The organism is Pseudomonas sp. GL-B-26, assembly GCF_019947405.1.
Lineage (GTDB): Bacteria > Pseudomonadota > Gammaproteobacteria > Pseudomonadales > Pseudomonadaceae > Aquipseudomonas.
Window position 1 is genome coordinate 1 of record NZ_JAGYGJ010000044.1, and the last position, 23161, is coordinate 23161.

General features: G+C 57.9%; 12 protein-coding genes. 7 read left to right on the forward strand and 5 right to left on the reverse strand.

The window, feature by feature from the left end:
- Positions 1–131: 131 nt before the first annotated feature.
- On the reverse strand, positions 132–4085 hold the full coding sequence (gene putA, locus KGB23_RS23585) for a trifunctional transcriptional regulator/proline dehydrogenase/L-glutamate gamma-semialdehyde dehydrogenase (protein WP_223432803.1): 3954 nt from the start codon (positions 4083–4085) through the stop codon (positions 132–134).
- Between the two features lie 464 nt (positions 4086–4549).
- On the opposite strand from putA, the gene putP reads away from it, so the two are divergent.
- The 7 genes from putP (at position 4550) to KGB23_RS23620 (ending at position 15866) form a co-directional block, all read left to right on the forward strand.
- Positions 4550–6034, forward strand: a complete 1485-nt coding sequence (putP, locus tag KGB23_RS23590; protein WP_150656692.1) for a sodium/proline symporter PutP — start codon at positions 4550–4552, stop codon at positions 6032–6034.
- A 240-nt stretch (positions 6035–6274) separates the two neighbouring features.
- On the forward strand, positions 6275–8293 hold the full coding sequence (locus tag KGB23_RS23595; RefSeq protein WP_223432804.1) for a type VI secretion system tip protein VgrG: 2019 nt from the start codon (positions 6275–6277) through the stop codon (positions 8291–8293).
- The gene (locus KGB23_RS23600) at positions 8283–9020 is read left to right on the forward strand and encodes a DUF4123 domain-containing protein (protein WP_223432805.1); all 738 of its coding nucleotides are present in this window, start codon (positions 8283–8285) and stop codon (positions 9018–9020) included. The genes KGB23_RS23595 and KGB23_RS23600 overlap by 11 nt, the downstream gene beginning before the upstream one ends.
- Positions 9020–13681 (forward strand): RHS repeat-associated core domain-containing protein, encoded by a 4662-nt coding sequence (locus tag KGB23_RS23605; protein WP_223432806.1) that lies wholly within the window; start codon positions 9020–9022, stop codon positions 13679–13681. Before KGB23_RS23600 ends, KGB23_RS23605 begins: the two co-directional genes overlap by 1 nt.
- Positions 13681–13968 carry a contact-dependent growth inhibition system immunity protein gene (locus KGB23_RS23610; RefSeq protein WP_223432807.1) on the forward strand — a complete coding sequence of 96 codons (288 nt, stop codon included), beginning with the start codon at positions 13681–13683 and terminating at the stop codon, positions 13966–13968. The genes KGB23_RS23605 and KGB23_RS23610 overlap by 1 nt, the downstream gene beginning before the upstream one ends.
- A gap of 384 nt (positions 13969–14352) precedes the next feature.
- Entirely contained in the window at positions 14353–14676 is a 324-nt protein-coding gene (locus KGB23_RS23615; protein WP_223432808.1) for a hypothetical protein, read from the forward strand.
- 353 nt (positions 14677–15029) lie between these two features.
- The gene (locus KGB23_RS23620) at positions 15030–15866 is read left to right on the forward strand and encodes a 23S rRNA (adenine(2030)-N(6))-methyltransferase RlmJ (RefSeq protein ID WP_008149676.1); all 837 of its coding nucleotides are present in this window, start codon (positions 15030–15032) and stop codon (positions 15864–15866) included.
- Positions 15867–16014: 148 nt separating this feature from the next.
- Here the strand turns inward: KGB23_RS23620 and msrA are convergent, their stop codons facing one another.
- The 4 genes from msrA to KGB23_RS23640 all read right to left on the reverse strand — a co-directional run bounded on the left by msrA (position 16015) and on the right by KGB23_RS23640 (position 22697).
- Positions 16015–16662 (reverse strand): peptide-methionine (S)-S-oxide reductase MsrA, encoded by a 648-nt coding sequence (gene msrA, locus KGB23_RS23625; RefSeq protein WP_150656684.1) that lies wholly within the window; start codon positions 16660–16662, stop codon positions 16015–16017.
- A 69-nt stretch (positions 16663–16731) separates the two neighbouring features.
- Complete coding sequence (locus KGB23_RS23630) at positions 16732–19425, reverse strand: putative bifunctional diguanylate cyclase/phosphodiesterase (RefSeq protein ID WP_223432809.1); 2694 nt, start codon at positions 19423–19425, stop codon at positions 16732–16734.
- A gap of 231 nt (positions 19426–19656) precedes the next feature.
- Positions 19657–21033, reverse strand: coding sequence for an alkaline phosphatase D family protein (locus tag KGB23_RS23635; RefSeq protein ID WP_223432810.1), 1377 nt, complete (start codon positions 21031–21033; stop codon positions 19657–19659).
- Between the two features lie 269 nt (positions 21034–21302).
- Positions 21303–22697, reverse strand: coding sequence for an alkaline phosphatase D family protein (locus KGB23_RS23640; protein WP_223432811.1), 1395 nt, complete (start codon positions 22695–22697; stop codon positions 21303–21305).
- Positions 22698–23161: the final 464 nt, after the last annotated feature.

The following is a 23161-nucleotide window of genomic DNA, read 5'->3' on the forward strand; positions in this document are numbered from 1 at the left end:
GGCTTGCTCGCGAAGGCGGAGTGTCAGTCGACATCAACATTGACTGTTACACCGCCTTCGCGAGCAAGCCCGCTCCCACAGGGGATATTGCATACCGGGCGTCCATTGCGGGCGCCCGGTCTTGTGCCGGTTTAGCCGATAGTCATCAGGCTGGCATTACCACCCGCCGCCGCAGTGTTAACGCTCAACGCACGCTCAATCACCAGGCGTTCCAGCGCAATGTTGGTTTCGCCTTGCGACAAACCATGAACCCCAACGATCGCACCGGCACGCTTGGCCACTTGCTGGCAGACCGCACGCAGCTGATCGGAATGTCCGTGATGCAGAACCGCATCAAACAGCACTTCGTCCTTGCTCCAGTCGGAAACCAGCTTGATCTTCGCCTGAATTTCCTTCGGCAGACGTGCGAACAACGCCTTGGTCAATTCAGCTTCCGGCCATACCGCCGAACCGCCGATGGCCAATACCGCCGCCAGTTGCGTCAGCAGATCACCTTCGACTTCTGCCAGGCACAGCACATGTTCGCGCGGCAGGATGGCGTAGCTGTTGCGCTCGCCGGTCGGGCCCGCCAGAACACGGGTGATCCCGCTTTGCGATTGCGCCGCGAACAGCACGCACAGGGTGTTCAAGTCGGCAAACTTGTTGCTGTCAGCCCAGGCTTGCAGGGCCTTCAGCGGTTTGCTCATGGCATCACGCAGACGAACGTCCGGTGCAGCGATGGCGTCGCCGCGAGCGAAGGATTGTTCGATCGCATCGGTAGGACGCGTCGACAACAGACGGTACAGGTACAACGGACCACCGGCTTTCGGACCAGTACCCGACAGGCCTTCGCCACCAAACGGCTGCACGCCGACCACTGCGCCCACGATGTTGCGGTTCACGTAGACGTTACCGGCGTTGACGTTGTCGATCACCTTGGCGATGGTCTCGTCGATGCGGGTGTGCACGCCCAACGTCAGGCCGTAGCCGGAAGCGTTGATCTGACCAATCAGTTGATCGATGTCTTTGCGCTTGTAGCGAACCACGTGCAGCACCGGGCCGAAGATCTCCCGTTGCAGCTCGTCGAAGCTTTCCAGCTCGATCAACGTCGGCATCACGAAGGTGCCGCGTTTGACTTCTTCGGTGTTGGCGATGGCCACCTGGTACACGCTGCGACCTTTGTCACGCATGGCCTGGATGTGCTTCTCGATACCGGCCTTGGCTTCGGCGTCGATCACCGGGCCGATGTCCACGGACAGGCGCTCTGGATTGCCGAGACGGCATTCCGCCATGGCACCTTTAAGCATTTCGATGACACGGTCAGCGGAATCTTCCTGCAGGCACAGCACTCGCAGTGCCGAGCAACGTTGACCGGCGCTGTCGAAGGCCGACGACACCACGTCGATCACAACCTGTTCGGTCAGTGCCGAAGAGTCGACGATCATCGCGTTCTGGCCACCAGTTTCAGCGATCAGTGGAATCGGACGACCTTGAGCATCCAGACGACCCGCGACGTTGCGTTGCAGCAAACGAGCGACTTCGGTGGAACCGGTGAACATCACGCCTTTGACCCGATCGTCACCGACCAGACGAGCGCCAACGGTTTCGCCACGGCCCGGCAGCAATTGCAGCACGCCTTCCGGAATCCCGGCTTCGAGCAGCAAGCGCACGGCTTGAGCCGCCACCAGCGGGGTTTGTTCCGCAGGCTTGGCCAGTACCGGGTTACCGGCGGCCAGTGCCGCAGCGACTTGGCCGCTGAAGATTGCCAGCGGGAAGTTCCACGGGCTGATGCAGACCACCGGACCCAATGGGCGGTGGGCGTCGTTGGTGAAATCGTTGCGCGCCTGCACTGCGTAATAACGCAGGAAATCCACGGCTTCACGCACTTCGGCGATGGCGTTGGCGAAGGTCTTGCCGGCTTCGCGAGCCAGCAGGCCCATCAGCGGCTGGATTTCGCCTTCCATCAAATCAGCGGCACGTTCCAGAATCGCGGCACGTTCGGCGGGCGGAGTGGCCTGCCAGATTGGTGCGGCGTTCAGGGCGCACTGGATCGCGTTGTCGACGTCTTCGACGGTCGCTTCCTGTACGTGGCCAACCACGTCACGCAGATCGGACGGGTTCAGGACCGGCGCAGGGGTTTCAGTGCTGGAGGCGCAACCGAGCATTGGCGCGGCTTTCCAGTTGTTATGAGCGGTTGCCAGCAAAGCACAGGACAGCGAAGCCAAACGATGTTCGTTGGCCATGTCGATGCCGCTGGAGTTGGCGCGCTCGGCACCATAAAGATCACGCGGCAGCGGAATACGCGGGTGCGGCAGGCCGAAGCCGCCTTCCAGCGTCGCCATCTGCTCGATGCTGGCCACTGGATCGGCCACCAGTTCCTGAATCGAAATAGATTGGTCGGCGATGCGATTGACGAACGAGGTGTTCGCACCGTTTTCCAGCAGACGACGTACCAGGTACGCCAACAGTGTTTCGTGAGTGCCGACCGGAGCGTACACGCGGCACGGACGGTTCAGCTTGCCTTCGGAAACTTTACCTACGACCTGTTCGTACAGCGGTTCGCCCATGCCGTGCAGGCACTGGAACTCGTACTGGCCGGGGTAATAGTTCTGACCGGCGATGTGGTAAATCGCCGACAGGGTGTGGGCGTTGTGCGTGGCGAACTGCGGGTAGATGACTTCCGGCACCGACAGCAGTTTGCGGGCGCAGGCGATGTAGGAAACGTCGGTGTACACCTTGCGGGTGTAGACCGGATAGCCTTCCAGGCCTTCGACCTGGGCGCGCTTGATTTCGCTGTCCCAGTACGCGCCTTTCACCAGACGGATCATCAGGCGATGACGGCTGCGGCGAGCCAGGTCAATCACGTAGTCGATCACATACGGGCAACGCTTTTGATAAGCCTGGATCACGAAACCGATGCCGTTCCAGCCGGTCAGTTGCGGCTCGAAGCACAGGCGCTCCAGCAGATCCAGCGACAGCTCGAGGCGGTCAGCTTCTTCGGCGTCGATGTTCAGGCCGATGTCGTATTGCTTGGCCAGCAGGGTCAGTGACAGCAGGCGCGGGTACAACTCGTCCATCACGCGCTCGTACTGCGCACGGCTATAACGCGGGTGCAGTGCCGAGAGCTTGATCGAAATGCCCGGGCCTTCATAAATCCCACGACCGTGGGACGCTTTGCCGATCGAGTGGATGGCTTGTTCGTACGAGGCCAGGTACTTCTGGGCGTCGTGCTCGGTAAGTGCGGCTTCACCCAGCATGTCGTAGGAATAGCGGAAGCCTTTGGCTTCGAACTTGCTGGCGTTGGCCAGGGCTTCGGCGATGGTTTCGCCGGTCACGAACTGCTCGCCCATCAGGCGCATGGCCATGTCGACGCCCTTGCGGATCATCGGCTCGCCGCTCTTGCCGATGATGCGGCTCAAGGACGACGTCAGGCCGGCTTCATTGTGGGTGGCGACCAGTTTGCCGGTCAGCAGCAAGCCCCACGTGGCAGCGTTGACGAACAGCGACGGGCTGTTGCCCAAGTGCGGGTGCCAGTTGCCGGTGCTGATTTTGTCGCGAATCAGCGCGTCACGCGTGCCTTTGTCCGGGATGCGCAGCAGCGCTTCGGCCAGGCACATCAGCGCCACGCCTTCCTGGGACGACAGGGAAAATTCCTGCAACAGGCCCTGAACAATCCCGGCACGGCCGCCGGCGCTCTTCTGATTGCGCAGTTTTTCGGCAATCGAGGCGGCAAGCTTGTTGGTGGCTTCGGCCATGGCGACCGGCAGGCGAGCCTGCTCGATCAGCATCGGTACCACTTCCGGCTCAGGGCGACGGTAAGCGGCGGTGATCGAAGCGCGCAGCACCGATTGCGGCAGGATGCTTTCGGCGAATTCCAGGAAGCACTGGTGCGCGTGGTCGGCGTGGACTTCGCCGGCGTCGTCAGCGTCTTTGCTGATCAGGCCGCTCAGCTCGGTCAGGGTTGCACCACCCTCGAGTTTTTCCAGGTAATTGAAAATTGCCTGCTTGATCAGCCAGTGCGGCGTGCGATCAATCGAGGTCGCGGCGGCCTTGAGGCGCTCGCGGGTCGGGTCGTCAAGTTTGACCCCAAGGGTGGTGGTAGCCATATTTTTATCCTCATGTTTGCCACGACCGCGTGGCATCAGCTGGCGGCAAGATTAGCCGTGCAACCGTCGAGGTGCAACCGGGTGCAACCCTTTTTTTGTCGGAATAATACGCAGCTCGTCAGGAAATAAATTCCGGTACGAACGTACCGCTCCTGCTTGGTGCTTTTGCTTCTAGTAAACCGACAGGACTGCGCTAAAAGGGAGCAAAAACAGGGCTTTTTCAAGTAAATCCGACTAGGTGCAACTTATTCTCGCGAAACTGGTTGCACCTTATTTGCTTTGTTGAATAGCATTCGCGCCCAAGGTGCAACCGGTCAAAAAAGACAGGTGCACCGGCTGATGGCTTTCCTGGGGAAACATCAGTCATAAATGCGCGGGCCCCGAAATCGTCTGAACAAACGTTGTCGTTTGTCGGCGGTTTCACACTCTGCCGCTACATAAAAACAAAGCCAGGGCATCACTTAATGAGCGTAAGCAATCCAACACTGATCACGTTCGTGATCTACATCGCAGCAATGGTGCTGATCGGCTTCATGGCCTATCGCTCCACCAACAACCTTTCTGACTACATTCTGGGCGGTCGCAGCCTGGGCAGCGTCGTGACTGCATTGTCCGCCGGCGCCTCCGACATGAGCGGCTGGTTGTTGATGGGCCTGCCGGGCGCTATCTACATGTCCGGTCTTTCCGAAAGCTGGATCGCCATCGGTCTGATCATCGGTGCTTACCTGAACTGGCTGTTCGTCGCCGGCCGTCTGCGCGTGCAAACCGAGCACAACGGTGATGCGCTGACCCTGCCGGATTACTTCTCCAGCCGTTTTGAAGACAAAAGCGGCCTGCTGCGGATCATCTCCGCAGTCGTGATCCTGGTGTTCTTCACCATCTACTGCGCATCCGGCATCGTGGCCGGCGCTCGTCTGTTTGAAAGCACCTTCGGCATGTCCTACGAGACGGCACTTTGGGCTGGCGCTGCGGCGACGATAGCCTACACCTTTGTCGGCGGTTTCCTGGCAGTGAGCTGGACTGACACCGTACAAGCCACCCTGATGATCTTCGCCCTGTTGCTGACGCCTATCATCGTGCTGCTGGCCACCGGTGGCATCGACACCACGTTCCTGGCCATCGAAGCGCAAGACCCAAGCAACTTCGACATGCTGAAAAACACCACCTTCATCGGCATCATCTCGTTGATGGGCTGGGGCCTGGGCTACTTCGGCCAGCCGCACATCCTGGCGCGCTTCATGGCAGCGGATTCGGTCAAGTCGATCGCTAACGCTCGCCGCATCTCCATGACCTGGATGATCCTGTGCCTGGGCGGCACCGTGGCTGTAGGCTTCTTCGGTATTGCCTACTTCTCGGCAAACCCTGCCGTGGCCATGCCGGTTTCTGAAAACCACGAACGTGTGTTCATCGAACTGGCCAAGATCCTGTTCAACCCATGGGTTGCTGGCGTACTGCTGTCGGCCATTCTGGCTGCTGTCATGAGCACCCTGAGCTGCCAATTGCTGGTGTGCTCGAGCGCCCTGACCGAAGACTTCTACAAAACCTTCCTGCGTAAAACCGCTTCCCAGGTTGAATTGGTCTGGGTTGGCCGTGCCATGGTGCTGCTGGTTGCCTTGATCGCTATCGGTCTGGCCGCTAACCCGGAAAACCGCGTTTTGGGTCTGGTCAGCTACGCTTGGGCCGGTTTCGGCGCTGCGTTCGGTCCGGTTGTCCTGATCTCCGTGATCTGGAAAGACATGACCCGCAACGGCGCACTGGCCGGCATCCTGGTCGGCGCGATCACCGTGATCGTCTGGAAACACTTCGAACTGCTGGGCCTGTACGAAATCATCCCTGGCTTCATCTTCGCCAGCCTGGCGATCTACATCGTCAGCAAACTGGGCGAGCCTACTAAAGGCATGCTTCAGCGCTTCGCCGCTGCCGAGGCAGATTTCCGTCTGAACAAGTGATGGGAATGAGCTGATGCTCTGACCTTTCGGTTACAACAAAACGGCCCGCCTCCTTTTGGATGCGGGCCGTTTTTTTCGTCTGTACGACCAATCTGACGGGTGTGTCTGTAGTTCTCTTTCCCAATTTTTGAAGGATAAATCTCTAAAAAAGCAGGGCGAATCTGATTTTCCTGTCCCTCCCTCAACACCCCATATCGCTCATGCAGAATCGCCCGCCTTCATTCTGCAGAGACACATCGGATGTTCGCTCCTGCCAATCAACCGCGTTTCACGTTGACGATCGACGGCGTCCAGAATGAACTCAAGGTACTTGAGTTCACGGGCACGGAAGCCATCAGCCAGCCCTACCGTTTTGACCTGGAACTGGTCAGCGAACGGCCCGACATAGAGCTTGAAAGCCTGCTGCATCGTCAGGCGTTTCTGAGTTTTGATGCGCAGGGTTCCGGCATTCATGGTCAGATATTACGCGTCGGCCAAAGCGATTCCGGACAACGCCTGACGGGCTACCAAATCAGTCTCGTGCCGCGTCTGTCCTACCTCGGTCAGCGCATCAATCAGCGGATCTTCCAGCACAAAAACGTGCCGGCGATCATCACGCAGGTCCTTAAGGATCACGGCATCCAGCGCGATGCCTTCGAGTTCCGGCTAGGCAGTGACTACCCAGAGCGCGAGTACTGCGTGCAATACGCTGAAAGCGATCTGGCGTTCATCCAGAGGCTGTGTGCCGAGATCGGCATTCACTACCACTTTCAGCACAGCATCGACGGGCACCTGTTGGTGTTTGGTGATGACCAGACGGTGTTCCCTCGTCTGCCCGAGCCGACGCTATACCTTCCGGGCAGCGGAATGGCGGCGGATGCGCCGGCGATCAAACGTTTCAACGTGCGACTGGAAACCCGGACGACAGCGGTAACCCGTTGCGACTACGACTTCAAAAAACCTCGCCTGCAACTTGAAAGCCGCCTCGACAGTGAGCTGCGACCGGTGCTCGAGGATTACCACTTTCCTGGCCAATTCACCGACCGCGAACACGGCAAGCATCTGGCCCAACGAGCACTCGAACGCCACAACGCCGACTTCCGTCAGGCCGAAGGTCGTGGCGACGAATCGGCGTTGGTCAGCGGGCATTTCCTGCACTTGGCCGAGCATCCGCGTCAGGCATGGAATGACCTGTGGTTGATCACCGGAATCGAACACCGTGGCCGCCAGCCGCAAGTGCTGGAAGAGTCAGTCACCAGCGACGGCCCGGATGATTTCCAGGGCTATCGCAATACCTTTCTGGCGACACCGTGGGACGTTTCGTTTCGCCCTCCACTCGGGCCGGAAAAACCACGCATGCTCGGCTATCAACCCGCCGTGGTCACCGGCCCGACCGGCAGCGAAATCCATTGCGACGAGTTCGGTCGGGTCAAGGTTCAGCTGGCTTGGGACCGCGACGGTCAGCTCGATGAACACTCCAGTTGCTGGCTGCGCGTCGCCACAGGCTGGGCGCACGACCGTTATGGCAGCGTGATGATCCCGCGAGTCGGCATGGAAGTGCTGGTGGGATTCGTCGACGCCGATGCCGATAAACCGCTGGTGATGGGTTGCCTGCCAAACGCCGCAACCCCGGTGCCGCTCGATCTGCCTGCCGACAAAACCCGCAGCATTTTCCGCAGCCAGAGCAGTCCCGGTGGCGGCGGTTACAACGAATTGCGCATCGAGGATCGCAAAGGTGCCGAGGAAATCTACCTGCGCGCCCAGCGAAATTGGACCCAGCACGTACTGAATGATCAACAGGTGCAGGTCGATAACGCCCGCAGCATTGTCGTCACCGGCACTGCTCGCCATGAGCTGAAGGCTGACGAGCAACGCATCACTCATGGCCAGCGCCAGACCGAGGTGAAGCTGGATGATCACCTGGTGGTCGTGGGTGACCGACACATTCGGGTGACCAGTCAGGCGCTGAATGCCAGTCAGCAATTCCATGTCAGCGCTGGTCAGCAAGTGGTGATTGACGGCGGGGCCAGCGCGACGATTCAGGGGGGCGGGCAGTGGATCAATATTGGTCCCGGCGGGATCTTCAGCAGCGTGCCGATTCAGGTCGGTGGTGCGTTGATGCCGGCCATGGCGGCCGCACCGTCCTTGCCGGATACGCCGTTGCAACTCGTCGCCGCCCCGGCAGCACTGCTAAGTGCCGCACAGATTCTGAGCCTGAAAAGCGACGCGCCGTTCTGTGAGGAATGTGAGCGCTGCAAGGAGGGTGTCTGTGCAGCCTGATCGCATGTCACCTCATGACTGGCTGGAGCACCAGCCACTTAAACCGTCGGAACAGTTGTTCGCCATTTTTAGCAATGCGAGTGCCGCTGAACCGTTCAAAGCCTGGCAGCAGTCGGTCACTGCTCAAGCACCCAGTCCGATCTGGGCCGACACCGCGTACGCCGAGTGGGATCCGGTGATGCCTTATGTGGGAATCATCGCTGCTGGCAGTGAGTTTCTGGACTGGGTCGCCACCACCGAGTCTCGCGACTGGGGGTGGTTGGCGGTTTCTTCTGCCCCTCAAGAGGTGTTGGTCGAGCATCTTCGCAGCCTCACTCAAGTCCTTTTGCCTAACGGCAACGCAGTGTTTTTTCGCTTTTGGGATGGGCGCTATTTGCTGTCGATCCTTCAGTCTGCCGAGGTTAACGCTACGCAGTTAATGCCTGTGATCGGGCGCTGTTTGATCAATGGTCAATCGCTCGACATCGGTGGCCAAGCACTGAATAGCTCCCGGGTTTTTCCGTGGTGGGAAGTTTCCGAATCGCTGCTCAAACACCTCGGTACCCAGTTCGCAACAACTCGAATAAGCAACTTGCTGAAGTGGTTGAGCGAGGAACGCCCTGACCTTTACGAGGCGTTTTCCGAAAGCGTTTTGCGCCACAAGGTCGCGATCTTTCTTGAGATGCCGGACCTGCCTCAAGCACCCAAAACAGCCTTGGTGGACTACCTGATGGCGGAGCTGAACTGATGGATCAGATTGTACGAATCGAGCAGGAGCTCGACGGTTTCCCAAACACCCTTTCCCTCTACCGTGAACAGCTTAAGCACTGGTTGAGCCGGGCGGCAGACAAGGCCAGTCACGCGACTGATTTGCCTTCGCTAATGGGGATGGAGCGGATCATTCGGTTCGGCAATACCAGCACCACTGTGAGCAGTGGCGATGACGATTTTCTCTCTACCGTCGTGCAGTGCCCGAAGGGTGGGATGCTGGAAATCGAGAGCAAGTTCGAATCGGTTTATGACGTTCCCGTTGGGAATATCCAGGTTGATGTGATTGCCATCGACGGCGGTAAAACAACGTCTGTCACGCTTGATGAAAATGGCAAAGGGACGTTCAAGGGAGACGAGGGCAAGTTCTACCGCATTCACGTCCAAAGCGAAGTCACACCGCAGCAAGTTGATGATCTTTTCTCTTCCTACGATGGCCTGACCCAAGAGTTGGAAGGGTGGCTGCGCAAAGAATGGGAAGGCTTTAAACCGCAATGGTCACAGTCGACTTTTGCGGCCGCTGGCAACGGAATGCTGACGGGAAGTTGGGCCGCAGTCATGGGTGTTTGGGATGGCCTGAACCTAGTCTTTGAAATCCTTAAAAATCCTGGTGCCCACCTTGAGCGGCTCGGCAGCAGTGCGCAGCAACTTATCGATCTGGCGGAGCAATCACCCGCCGCGATGGAAAAAGCCATGTTGCTGGCCAGCGATGAAGCGGCGCTTTGCCTGCTGTTTCGTGCCGCGACTCTTTGGTTTTCGGCGTTACCGTCTAGCGAAATTGCGGGTACCACAGCAGAGGCGGCCAGCCATGCCATTGTCGCGGTACTGATCGATATTCTGATTGCTTCGGCGCTGGCTCTCACGGGTGTCGGCATGCCCGCCGCCGTAGCCTATTTGAAGCTTCGTGGAATCAAGTACGGAAAGGTGCTCGCCGGTCTGGCTACGCGCTTCGTCGAGGCTGTTTTCAATATCCTCAACACCTTCATGAAGTACGTCGACCAATACAAATCGGTCGCCGCGCGCGGTGTGGCTGCGGGTCTGAAAAAAGGTCGGATGCAACTACGTTGGGACGCCAAGCGCAATACCACGCTCAAGCAAAACGAACACCACGACAACGTCCCGGATCAGGCGAAAAACCCCAACGGCGATAGCGCCGATTCCGTTGATAAAACCGCCACCAACAAATGCCCGGTATCGATGGTCACTGGCGAAGAACTGCTGACCCTCACCGACGGTTCGCTGGATGGCATCCTGCCGTTCGACTTCACCCGGCTCTATCGCACCAGCGCCGCCGAGATCGATATCGGCCTCGGTTTCGGCTGGAGTCACAGTCTCGCCCATCGACTGGAAATCGATGGCGACTCCGTCATCTGGATCGACCACGAAAACCGTCGTACGACTTTTCCGCTGCCAAACAGTGAACGCCCGGCGATCCACAACAGCCTCTCGCGGGCGGCGATTTATCTGGGCGATGAACCCGAAGAATTGATCCTCGCCCAGGCTGGCGAGGACGCACGGTTCTATCACTTTCATAACGGTCGGTTGGCAACCATCAGCGACGCTTACAACAACCGCCTGCGCATCACCCGCGACCGACAAAACCGCATCAAACGCCTCGACAATGGCGCCGGCCGTGCCTTGCGATTGCGCTATGACCGCATCCATTTGGTCGCCGTCGACTATCAGGTTTTTGTCCCGGCCCAGACCCTCGACGAGGCTTGGCACACCGAGCAGACACTGGTCAGTTACAGCTACGACGAACGCGATCAACTGATCGAAGCCACCAACGCTGCCGGCGAAAGCGAGCGTTACGACTACGACGATCAGCACGTCATCCTGCAGCGGCAATTGACCGGTGGGGCGAGTTTCTTCTGGGAGTGGGAAAGGTCCGGCAAGGCGGCCCGATGTGTCCGCCACTGGGCGTCGTTTTCGCAGATGGACGCGCGTTATGTCTGGGATGACGAGGGCAGTGTCACCGTCCAGAACATCGATAGCAGTGAAGAGGTTTATGTCCACGACGACCGGGCGCGGCTGGTGCGCAAGGTCGAACTGGACGGCGGCGAACACCTCAAGGCCTACGACGATCAAGGCCGACTGATTGCCGAGCAGGATCCGCTCGGCGCCGTCACCGAATACCGTTACGACGAGGTCGGACGGCTTATCGCGCTGATTCCGCCGGAAGACGAGCCGACGGCCTACGAGTATCGCAACGGTTTCCTTCACGCGCGGTACCGCGGTAAAGCGGTGTGGAAATATCAGCGCAATGCGCAAGGCGACGTCACCGAGGCGACCGATCCCGACGACCATGTCAGCCACTTTCACTACGATGAAAAAGGTCAGCTGCTGTCGATCCGCTACGCGGACACCAGTCGGCATGTGTTTGTCTGGAGCGCCTTGGGGCAGCTGCTTGAAGAGACCTTGCCGGACGGTGGTGTGCGGCGGTTTTCCTACGACGCACTGGGGCGGCAGATTACCCGTCAGGACGAACACGGTGCCGTTACCCAGTACCAATGGGATGCCGTTGGCCGACTGATCCAGACGACGCTTCCCACAGGCGCCAGCCGCGCCTTCAGCTACAACGCCTACGGCAAGATCACCGCCGAACGCGATGAACTGGGCCGCGTCACACGCTACGAATACATCGACGACCTGCACCTGGTCAGCCGCCGCATCAATGCCGACGGCACCCAGCTGAAGTACCGCTACGACAACGCCCAGCTGTTGCTCACGGAAATCGAAAACGAATCCGGTGAAAAATATCAGCTGGACTACACGCCGAACGGCTTGATCCGACAGGAAACCGGATTCGACGGCCAGCGCACAGCATACGCCTACGACCTCAACGGCCAACTGCTGGAGAAAACCGAGTTCGGCGAGGACGGCTCGCGGTTGGTAACGTCGTATGAGCGGGACTCTACGGGAAGGTTGCTGGTCAAAACCCTGCCCGACGGCATCAAGGTTGAATACCGCTACGACAGCCTCGGCCGACTGGTCAGCGTCGACGACGGTCACGACCACCCGCTGGAATTTGAGTACGACCAGCAGGACCGGCTGATCACCGAACACCAAGGCTGGGGCACCTTGCGCTATGGCTACGACACCTGCGGTCAGCTCAATCGCCTGCGCCTGCCGGACGGCAGCAAACTCGATTACCACCACGCCAAGGGCGGCGCGCTGACGGCCATCGACCTCAACGGCGCGCGACTCACCACTCACCAATTCGCCTTCGGCCGCGAACAGCAACGCCAGCAGGGGCAGTTGCTCAGCGAATATGCCTACGACGATCAGGGCCGATTGAAGGCCCACGCTGTCAGTCAACAGCACCAAACGCTGTATCGCCGCGACTATGCCTACAGCGGCAACGGCAATCTCGACAGCATCGCCGACACCCGCCACGGCCAACGCAATTACCAATACGACCCGCTCGACCGCCTGACCCGCGTCCGCCACACCCGCGACGACCCACCGGAAAGCTTCGCCCACGACCCCGCCGGCAACCTGCTGATGCAGGACCGCCCCGGCGCCGCGACCGTCAAAGGCAACCGCCTGCTCCTGCAAGGCGACCGCCACTACGATTACGACGCCTTCGGCAACCTCATCCGCGAACGCCGCGGCACAGCGCAAAAACTCGTCACCGAATACCGCTACGACTGCCAGCACCGCTTGGTCGGCGTCACAACCCCGGACGGCCGCAGCGCCAGCTACCGCTACGACGCCTTCGGCCGCCGCATCAGCAAAACCGTCGACGGCAACACCACCGAGTTCTTCTGGCAAGGCGACCACCTCATCGCCGAAAGCAGCCGCGAGCATTACCGCAGCTACCTCTACGAACCGGGCAGCTTCCGCCCACTGGCCATGCTCGACGGCAAAGGCCCGCGCAAGGCTTGCCCGTTTTACTACCAACTCGATCACCTGGGTACGCCGCAGGAACTAACCGATTTTGGTGGCGAGATTGTTTGGTCGGCGAAGTACAACGCCTACGGCAAGGTCACTCGCCTTGCATTCGGTGGGGGAGAGCAGCTCGAGCAACCGTTGCGGTTTCAGGGGCAGTACTTCGATGCCGAGAGCGGCCTGCATTACAACCGCCATCGGTACTATGATCCGGAGGTTGGCCGGTACCTGACGCCGGATCCGATCAAGTTGGCGGGCGGGCTGAACCAGTACCAGTACACGCCGAACCCGACGGGGTGGGTTGATCCGTTGGGGTTGGCATGCAACCCGTGTCCTGGCGATAGAGATGTCGCTGGGCCGTATAGTGAAATTGTTCCGGGAGGTGGCTTACGTGCACACGAGGCTCGGGGAGGTCACCTAATTGAAAAACACATTGGCCGATCTGATGCTCAGTTAGCTCAACGGCTTGAAGATGAGCCATGGCTTGGCAGGGCTTCTACTTTTTATGATCGGGCAACGGCGGAAAAAGCCATGTCTAGCGTCATAACTACCAATAAGGCAGTGATAGCAAGATTCTTACGGAGCCGAGACACTCAGATCATTATTAGTGACTCTGTCCCTTATCCAGTTGGAGTTGTTTTAAGACGTAGAGCTTCCACCTTTATGCCTGTATCCGGGGTTTATCTACTTTTACGCAAGGACCAGCGAATGCCAGATGGTTATCGAATACATACAGGATATGCAGAGTAATGAGCACAAGATTTCCGGCACTATTTCAGTTCTTGGCTGGCTACTTTCATGAGGATTGGAGCTGTGATCACGAGTCAGAAGATGATGTCGTTCGATCGTTTGTTGCTGAATCTTCTCCAGAAAGGATTTCTCAAGTGAAGGATGAGTTGCAGGTCGTTTTACGTTCTATCCAAAGTGAAGAGGAATTGCAGGTTTTTTTGTTTGAGGAAATTGGATGTTCTTACTATTACCCCTATGCGTGGCCCTCAGGTAAAGCTTGGTTGGAACATATTTTGAGCATGCTTTAGCAGTGAATCCTGTTGGCTTTTCTGCACTCATAGGGTGAGGGATGAAGCGAAATTTCTGGGCAAGATCGTCGGAAGTTTCCTTCAAACCATATCGGTTTCCATGAACTGGTGCGAAGTGAGATCCATGGATAGTCTTTGGCTGTCGCTGCAAATGCAGTGGCAGGGTGTAGGAACCCTTGGAAATTCACCGCGCGTCAGCGCTGTCGTTTGATTGCGGCACTTTATTCGTGTCCGTAAGATCGTTCGCGGCGGCTGTGCGTGGGACACGCTTCGGCGTGGCTGAGTTTGGTGGATCCTCAGTTTCCTACTCCCGCGCACGGCTGCCACCCAAGCCCGTAGGAAAGGCCGTTGGTAGCTTGAATTTATCCACCAAGGTCTCAAAAAATGAAAACACTTCATCCCGATCCTCCCTATGAAAAACCAACCCCCCATCCCCAAAGCCGCTTCATGGCGCTCACCAGCAATTGCGATGACATGCCAACCCTGTTCGTCGACACCCAAGCGCCGCTGGATGTTTTGTATGACGCTGCCAACTACCGAATTCGCGCCGTCACCCAAGTGATGGAGAACTTGTCCATGCGCGGTTCGATCGAGTGTCAGTCCTTCATTCTTAGTGATTTTGCTTTGCTCTGTGCCATTCCGTTGCGGGATGGGTGTGATGTGCTGGATGTGTTAGGGCGACGATTGAAGGCTCGGTCTTCGGAGTAGCGCCGGGCGGCTTTTGTGGCGAGGGAGCTTGCTCCCGTTCGGCTGCGCAGCAGTCGTAAACCGGGCAGTGCGGTGTGTCAGGCATAACCGGATCGCAGGTTTTGGGGCTGCTTCGCAGCCCAGCGGGAGCAAGCTCCCTCGCCACGGGGTTTTTGTAAGCTGGGTCGTTGTGGAGTGTCAGGTGTAACCGGATTGTAGGTTTTGGGGCTGCTTCGCAGCCCAACGGGGGCAAGCCCCCTCGCCACAGGGTTTGTGTTATGCCCGAAATAGGGGCTGGGATAGCCCGCTCGGCTGTGAGGTCCTGACGTTCGCCGCCGTACAAGGTAAACTTCCCGCCCTTCGCAGGAGCAGCCATGAATTATCGTCACGCCTTCCATGCCGGCAATCACGCCGATGTGTTCAAACACCTGACTTTGACCCGCATCATCGCTTTGATGTCGCGCAAGGAGCAGCCGTTTGCCTATCTCGACACTCACGCCGGCATTGGTCTGTATGACCTGCAGGGTGATCAGGCGAGCCGTACCGGTGAGTACCTGGAAGGTATTGCGCGTTTGTGGGATCAGCCGGATCTGCCGGCGTTGACCGCTGATTACATGAAGGTGCTGCACGACATGAACCCGGATGGCCAGTTGCGCTATTACCCGGGTTCGCCGGAGTTGGCGCGGCGTCTGACGCGGCCGCAGGATCGGGTGATGCTCAACGAGAAGCACCCCGAAGACGGCTTGCTGCTCAAGGACAACATGGCCGGTGATCGTCGGGTGAAGGTTCACTTGGGCGAAGGCTGGCATGTGCCGCGTGCGATGTTGCCGGTGCAGGAGAAGCGGGCGGTGATGTTGATTGATCCGCCGTTCGAGCAACTGGATGAGATGCAGCGCTGTGCGGCGTCGCTGAAAGAGGCGATTGGCCGGATGCGTCAGACGGTGGCGGCGATTTGGTACCCGGTGAAGGATCAGCGCATGTTGCGTCGTTTTTATCAGGACTTGGCGGGTACGGGCGCGCCGAAGTTGTTGCGGGTCGAGTTGCTGGTGCATCCGCTGGATACGCCGAACAGTCTGAATGGCTCGGGGTTGGCGATTGCGAATCCGCCGTGGGGGCTGGAAGAGGAATTGCGTGAGCTGCTGCCGTGGTTGTCCAAGAAGTTGGGGCAGACCCAAGGTGGGTGGCAGATGGATTGGTTGATCGCTGAGTAATTTGTGGCGAGGGAGCTTGCTCCCGCTGGGGTGCGAAGCGGCCCTAAAATCGGTTTCGGTGTTCTTTCAGTAAGAACCTGCCTGCCGAATTACGACTGCTTTGCAGCCGAGCGGGAGCAAGCTCCCTCGCCACAGGTGTTGCGCTAAATCAGATCGGGCAAGTCACGCCTGTGCCGCCAATCCCGCAATACCCTTCAGGGTTTTTGGCCAGGTACTGCTGGTGATAAGCCTCGGCAAAGTAGACCGTCGGGGCTTCGTCGATTTCAGTGGTGATCGTGCCTTTCCCAGCCTTCGTCAACTCAGCCTGGAACACTTGCTCGCTGTGCTTGGCGGCTGCCAACTGAGTTGGATTGGTGGCGTAGATCACCGAGCGGTACTGCGTGCCGATGTCATTGCCCTGGCGCATGCCCTGGGTCGGGTTGTGCAATTCCCAGAACATCTTCAGCAGCGCTTCGTAGCTGACTTTTGCCGGCTCGTAGACCACCAGTACCACTTCGCTGTGGCCGGTCAGGCCCGAGCAGACTTCTTCATACGTCGGGTTCGGCGTAAAGCCGCCGGCGTAACCCACCGCCGTACTGACCACGCCTTCGCGCTGCCAGAACTTGCGTTCCGCGCCCCAGAAGCAACCGAGGCCGAAGATCGCGAAATCCACGTCCATCGCGAACGGGCCCAGCAACGGGGCGTCGTGGACGAAGTGTTTTTCCGGCACGGTCATTGGGGTTTCGCGGCCAGGCAGAGCTTGTTCTTTAGTCGGGAGCACGTTTTTGTTCACCAGAATTTCCGAGCGCAAGACCATGATCAGTCCCCTCAGTCAGGTTGAATGTAAATTGTCAGACACGCAGTTTGCCCGAGTGTTACGCCGCTGTCAGGCGATCGGGCCACGCGGATAGCGCTTGAGCTTTTCGATCAGCTCGGTGCCCGGAATCGGACGGTCGAACAGGTAACCCTGGCCGACGTCGCAGCGGTGACGGCGCAGGAACGCCAACTGCTCGGCGGTTTCGATGCCTTCAGCCACGACCTTGAGTTTCAGGTTGTGGGCCATGGCGATCACCGCGGAGGTGATTTCCATGTCGTCCTGGTTGTCCGGGATTTCGTGGATGAAGCTTCGATCAATCTTGATGATGTCGATCGGGAATTTTTTCAAGTAACTGAGCGACGAGTAGCCGGTGCCGAAGTCATCCATGGCCAGGGTCAGGCCCAGACGCTTGAGCTGATCGAGCTGCAAGTGGGTGTCTTCGGTGGCTTCCAGCAGCAGGCCTTCGGTGAGTTCGAGTTCCAGCAGGTTTGCCGGCAGCGCTTCTTCTTTGAGTATGTTGGCGATGGACGACACCAGGTCCGGATCGGAGAACTGCTTGGGCGACAGGTTGATGGCCACCTGAAGATTGCCCAGGCCAGCGGCGGTCAGGTCTTTGCTCATGCGGCAGGCCTGGCGGGCGATCCATTTGCCGATGGGGATGATCAGCCCGGTTTCTTCGGCGACGCTGATGAACTGGTCCGGGCGGATCATGCCTTTTTCCGGATGGTTCCAGCGAAGTAGCGCTTCCATCCCCAACAGGCGACCGCTGCGCAGGCAGAGTTTGGGCTGGTAGAACACGTCCAGCTCGTTCTGGGTCAGGGCGCGGCGCAGGTTGTTTTCGACGAACAGTTTGTAGCTGGCTTCGGCGTTCAGCGCTTCGGTGAACACCTGAACCTGGTGTTTGCCGTTGGCCTTGGCCTTGTGCAGCGCGAGGCCGGCGTTGCGCATCAGGGTTTGCGGGTCACGGCCATGCAACGGCGCGCAGGCCAGGCCCACAGAGCCGGTGACGCTGATCAGCTGGTTGTCGACGAACATCGGCTTGTCGAGGGTCGCCAGCAATTGATTGGCAATTTGTTGGCCCGCACGCAGGTCGGTGTCGTCCAGCAGCACGGCGAATTCGTTACTGGCGAACCGCGCCAGGCTGCCGCTCGGGCTCAGGCTGTTGCGCAGGCGTCGGGCGAGGCTGATCAACAGTTTGTCGCCGGTCTGGTGGCCGAGGCTGTCGTTGATCCGCTTGAAGTTGTCGATGTCCACCAGCAGCAGGCTGATCGGGGTATCGCTGTCTCGGGCGAAACGTTCATCGAGGTTGCGGATGAAGGCCGGGCGGTTGCCGAGGTTGGTCAGGTTATCGGTATACGCCAGACGCTCGATGCGCTGCTGGGCGAGCTTGGTCTGGGTAATGTCTTCGTAAATGCCGATGTAATGCGTCAGCTCGCGGTTGTCGCCGTAAACCTTGGAAATCGACAACTGGCCCCAGTAGGGTTCGAGGTTTTTTCGGCGGCTTTTGAACTCACCCTGCCAACTGTTGCTCTTGGCCAGCGCCGAGGGCGCGTCGAACAGCAGTTCGCTGAGGTTTTCCAGTGCCGGCAGTTCCGACAGCCGCTGACCATGGACTTCTTCGGTGGTGTACTGGGTGATCGCCGTGAAGCTCGGGTTGACGTATTCCACCACGCCATCGCAATTGACCAGCAAAAAGGCGTTGGCGCTTTGCTCTACCGCACGCTGGAACAGGTGCAGGGCGCTGGTGGCGGTGCGGCGGTTGTGGTTGTTGATGACTTGGGCAAACTGATCCGCCAACTCACCGGCGAAAGCAATTTCGTCCGATTGCCAGGCGCGGGTCGTACCGGTCTGCTCCAGGCAGAGTACGCCGACCACTTGGCCATCGATGCGGATGCTGGCGTCGAGCATCGCATTCACATCGCGTGGGCGCAGGTGTTCGGCCATTTCCCGGGTGCGCGGGTCGCGTATGGCGTTGTGGGCGTCGATGGCGCGGCCAGTGTGTAACGCATCCAGATAATCAGGGAAGAGACTGACGTCGATCGACTTAGGCAGCAGGTATTCCTGGCTGGCGCGGTGATAGGCCGAAATCGGCACGAGCAGTGAACCTTCGAGGTTCCACAGGCTGGCGCAGTCGATTTCGTAAATGTCACAGGCACTGCGAGTGATCAGTTCGGCGGCTTCTTTCAGGGAGTTGTTGCTGCTGTAGCGCTGGCGGGTCAGCAGCAGGATCAAGTCTTGCTGGGCGCGCACCCGGTCCAGGTGCAGGAGCTGTTCCTGCTGGGCGCGCTGATTGAGTTCCAGGGCGATTTGCAGGCGAGAGTTCTGGGTTTCGAGGTCCAGGGCCGGCAGCAGTTGCTCGCCCTCGAACAGGCCGTCGACCACCATCAGGTAGCCGCGCAGCAGGTGTCGATTGTGTTGTTTGTAGGCTTCGCCCAGTTCCAGCAGGTTCAAGGAACCGGCGGCGGTGTGCAGGGTGTAGCGGATCAGGTAGTGCGGGCTTTCGGTGAGTTGTTGCTGAACCGCGTCATGCAGCTGATAACGCGCTTCGGGCTCCATCAGGCTGGCGTAGGGCGAGCCGACCAGAGCACAGAGTTCCACCGCCGGCAGGCCGAACTGTCGTTCGCAATTGGGATCGAGAAACAGCAGCGCCCAACTCGCTTCATTCAGCCGTTCGAAACGAAGCATGCCGAGCCGCGAGGGCACAGGCAACTGCGTCACTACCTCGGCCACCATACGGCTGGCGGCATCGGGTTGGCTCTTCATATGGAAGGAAACTCACTTCGAATAGGCTGATCGCGCCGGGCTCTCGCCCTCTTTACTGTTACCTGCGGCAAGGTTGCATCATTGCGACACTGACTGACAAGAGACATGAAGGCCAAGTGCTATAAGAATATGTCGGCAGCCCAGTGAAATTCTGAAATATCGAAGTGAAACCAGCTGTCATGAGGGACGTGAAAGCGTTGGATTCGTCCCGCATGACGAGCTGTGCCGCCATCAGACCAGTGAAATGGTGACCGGCTGAAGATTTTTTCCGGTGTTGTCGAAGAAACCTACGGCGATCTGCTTGCCTTCAATGGTGATGCGCGCGAAGTTGTCCGTACCGATGACGTTGTTACTGGTCAGCGTGAGGTTGTAGCTGCCGGTGCCGACAGTGGTCAGCGGTTTGTCCAGAATGAAGTCAGCCTTTTTGGCGTAAGGCAGCAGCGTGGTATTGCACAGCGGTGAAGACACGATCGTATGGACAACAAAGTCTTTGTCCTCGGAGTGGGTCAGTCGACTGGTCATCGAGCCGTGCACGTCACCGGAAACGAAAACAACGTTTTTGATCTTGTTCAGGCGAATGAACTCTAGAAGCCTGTTGCGCTGCTCGGGGAAGGACTTCCAGGCATCGCCACCGTCGTTTTTCAGGTCGGGGTAAAACATAACCGACGTAACAATGAATTTGACTTTAGCACTGCTGGTCTTCAACCAATCAGTCAGGGCTTTCTCTTGGGTGTGATCCATCAGTCGTCGATCATTAGGCGACAGATTGCGTTGGGTGCGTGTGTCAGTCACAAACCATTCAAGGTTGCCATTAGTGAACTGATACCAATAATGCTCAAGTTTGCGATTGATGGTGTTATCAGGTGTCAGTGTATGAGCGGGGCTATGGCTGCACTGATAAAGTTGATAAGCCTTCATTGCGTTGTTGAACAGTTCATCATCGTTCGGAGCGCGCTTGGCGGGCCAGTTATCTTCGATTTCATGGTCATCAAGAATCATGTAAGTGGAAGTATTGCTCATCATGTTCTTGATATGGGGTTGTGAAAACGCCGCCCGGTACTTTCGCAGGAAGTCTTCAAGTTTTCGGTCCGGAAAGGCGAAGTTAAGATCGTCGGCATAAATTTGATCGCCGACCATGATCAGGCCATCGGTACGAAGGTTGGGCTCAGCCATTATCCTGAACATCCAATCTCCTCGTTGTGGGTCCACCGGATTTTGTGCGGCCAGGTTGAGGTAGCGGCAGGAGCCAATAATGTAGCTGCGCTTGATATCGGGTTGCGTCGAGACGGTCCAGAAGGTGTGCTCTTGTGCAGGCCATTCAAAGACAATGTCTTGCGGTTTGGTTGAGCTGGCCGGGATGCACCAGCCGGCTTGGTAAGTGTATTTCATATTGGATTGCAAATGAGGTAATACAACAACGCCGGTCGTGTCGTCGTTTGCCGGAAGTTCGGCGAAGTGTGGGGTGGACCATTTAAGTTCCCCTGTCCGCCGATAACGAACAACCGCCAGTGCTGTGATTTTACTGGATGCGCCCGCGAGCATAATACGAGCTTCATTATGTGTGGTATAGCCAAGAATAGGGCCGACAGTTGGGGTGTTAAGTTTCATGTTTGATTCCATTCAATAAGTTAATAGTTGCCTTGCGCAACTAAGTTAACTTTAAGGAGGTGCGTAGCGAATTGCCTGTCAGTCGGTGATGCTTTCTTATGTAGTCTTTGTGGGCGCTGGTTGTAGTACTTGTGCACTGTCGAAGTTTGGATGTGCTTTTATTTGCTGTAAGAAGTTATTGCGTTATGAGAGCGCGGGTAAAAAAACCCCGCCATAGGGGCGGGGTGGAAGTGTCTGCGTGGCGTTTGGGCAACGCAGAACGCGACAGGTCAGCGAAGGGCGATGGTGGCCGACTGCAACGGTTTGCCATTGCGGTCGCGATAGGTGACATGAATCTCCCCCTCTGTCACAACGATGTGCGCAAAATTGTCCTCGCTGACCACTTTGCTGGTCAGCTCATGGTTGTAGTCACCGGTAGTGGTGCGGGCCAGTGCTTTGTCCAGGATGAAAGTGGAGGCCTTGGCGTACGGCAACAGCTTGCTGTTGCACAGCGGTGAAGAAACGATGGTGTGAACCTCGAAGTGTGGGTCCTCGCTATGGCTCAGGCGGCTGGTCAAGGAGCCGTGGACGTCGCCGGAGACGAAAATAACGTTCTTGATCCCGTGGGTCCGGATGATTTCCAACAGCCGCAGACGTTGTTCGGGAAAGGCCCTCCATGCGTCGTCGCCATGGGCTTTGCGGTCGGGGTAGAACATAACGCTGGTGACCACGAATTTGACCCTGGCCGGGCTGTGAATCAGCCATTTGCACAAGGCCTGTTCCTGCTCTTTGTCGAGGATGCGACGATCATTGGCCGACAGGTTGCGTCGGGTTCGGCTGTCGGTGATAAACCATTCGATATCGCCTTCGGTGAATTGATACCAATAGTGTTCCAGTTTTCTATTTATTTGCCCGCTGGAAAGAAGTTCATGCGCTGGACTGTGGCTGGCTTGATATAACTCATACGCTGCAATGGCGTTTTTGTATAAATAGGCATCGGACTTACTTTCGTTGACGGGCCAGTTGTCTTCAATTTCATGGTCATCGAGGATCATGTAAGTCGGCACACTGGACATTAACTTGGCGATATTGGGTTGGGAAAAAGCCGTGCGGTACTTACTGAGTATTTCCTTGTATTCCCGGTCGGGAGCGAAGAGGTTCAGGTCATCGACATAGATTTGATCGCCGGTCATCAACATGGCGCTGATGGGTGGTTCGGCCTGCTGCGCCAGATTGGTGATCGAGGCGAAAATCCTGTCCCCCAGATGCGGTGCAGACGGGATGCCAGCGGTCATGCGCAGGTAACGGCATGAGCCGACGATATAGGCTCGTGGAATCGTGGCTTTGCTGGACTGCGTGCGAAACCGGTAGATATCCCGCGGCCATTGCAGCGGCAGTTCCTGAATCGTTTCCACGGTGTGCACCGGGCTCATGGGGCTGAACCAGCCTGCCTGGTACTCGTACTCGGTATCAGTGGCAAGGTCGTTGAGCGCAATGACATCGGACATATCACGCACTATCGTCAACTTTGCAAATACACCGTGGGACCAGCGCTCTTCACCGGGCCGGCGATAACGAATGCCTGCAAATACGGGTGCATTGTTTTGAAGTTCGCCACGCAAGAAGATGCGTGCGTGGTTAGTTGTTGTGTGGCCAATAATAGGGCCGACAGTCGGTTTGAACATGTTCGAATCCATTCGAAGTAATGCTAACTAATCAAAATAAGTTGATAAGGGTTTAGTGGTGATTTATTGAACTTAGCTTAGTTATTGGCTCGCAAAAAATATCGAGCAGAAGTGGACTCGGGTTGTAGGCGGCGTAAGCCATGAATGTAGGAATAAAACTCGGAAGAGGGCCCAATGCCAGTCAGTTCAGCCCTAATGCGATCTGTAGCAGCTGTCGAGCTTGCGAGGCTGCGTTCGGCTGCGTAGCAGTCGTCAAACCAGAACTTGCGGTGCATCAGGCAAACCGCGTCAGCCGGACTCACGACTGCTACGCAGCCGAACGCAGCCTCGCAAGCTCGACAGCTGCTACAGCGAGCGCGGCCTTTGGCAGTTGGTACTTGGAGTGCTGAACGGAGATGGCTTTCTTTCAGGCAAAAAAAGCCCCGCCAAACTGGCGGGGTTGAGGTACGAGCGTGGCGCTCGGA

Coding starts and splice junctions, on each gene's coding strand:
- putA (WP_223432803.1), bottom strand. CDS start 4,085: ATGGCTACCACCACCCTTGGGGTCAAACTTGACGACCCGACCCGCGAG.
- putP (WP_150656692.1), top strand. CDS start 4,550: ATGAGCGTAAGCAATCCAACACTGATCACGTTCGTGATCTACATCGCA.
- KGB23_RS23595 (WP_223432804.1), top strand. CDS start 6,275: ATGTTCGCTCCTGCCAATCAACCGCGTTTCACGTTGACGATCGACGGC.
- KGB23_RS23605 (WP_223432806.1), top strand. CDS start 9,020: ATGGATCAGATTGTACGAATCGAGCAGGAGCTCGACGGTTTCCCAAAC.
- KGB23_RS23610 (WP_223432807.1), top strand. CDS start 13,681: ATGAGCACAAGATTTCCGGCACTATTTCAGTTCTTGGCTGGCTACTTT.
- KGB23_RS23615 (WP_223432808.1), top strand. CDS start 14,353: ATGAAAACACTTCATCCCGATCCTCCCTATGAAAAACCAACCCCCCAT.
- KGB23_RS23620 (WP_008149676.1), top strand. CDS start 15,030: ATGAATTATCGTCACGCCTTCCATGCCGGCAATCACGCCGATGTGTTC.
- msrA (WP_150656684.1), bottom strand. CDS start 16,662: ATGGTCTTGCGCTCGGAAATTCTGGTGAACAAAAACGTGCTCCCGACT.
- KGB23_RS23630 (WP_223432809.1), bottom strand. CDS start 19,425: ATGAAGAGCCAACCCGATGCCGCCAGCCGTATGGTGGCCGAGGTAGTG.
- KGB23_RS23635 (WP_223432810.1), bottom strand. CDS start 21,033: ATGAAACTTAACACCCCAACTGTCGGCCCTATTCTTGGCTATACCACA.
- KGB23_RS23640 (WP_223432811.1), bottom strand. CDS start 22,697: ATGTTCAAACCGACTGTCGGCCCTATTATTGGCCACACAACAACTAAC.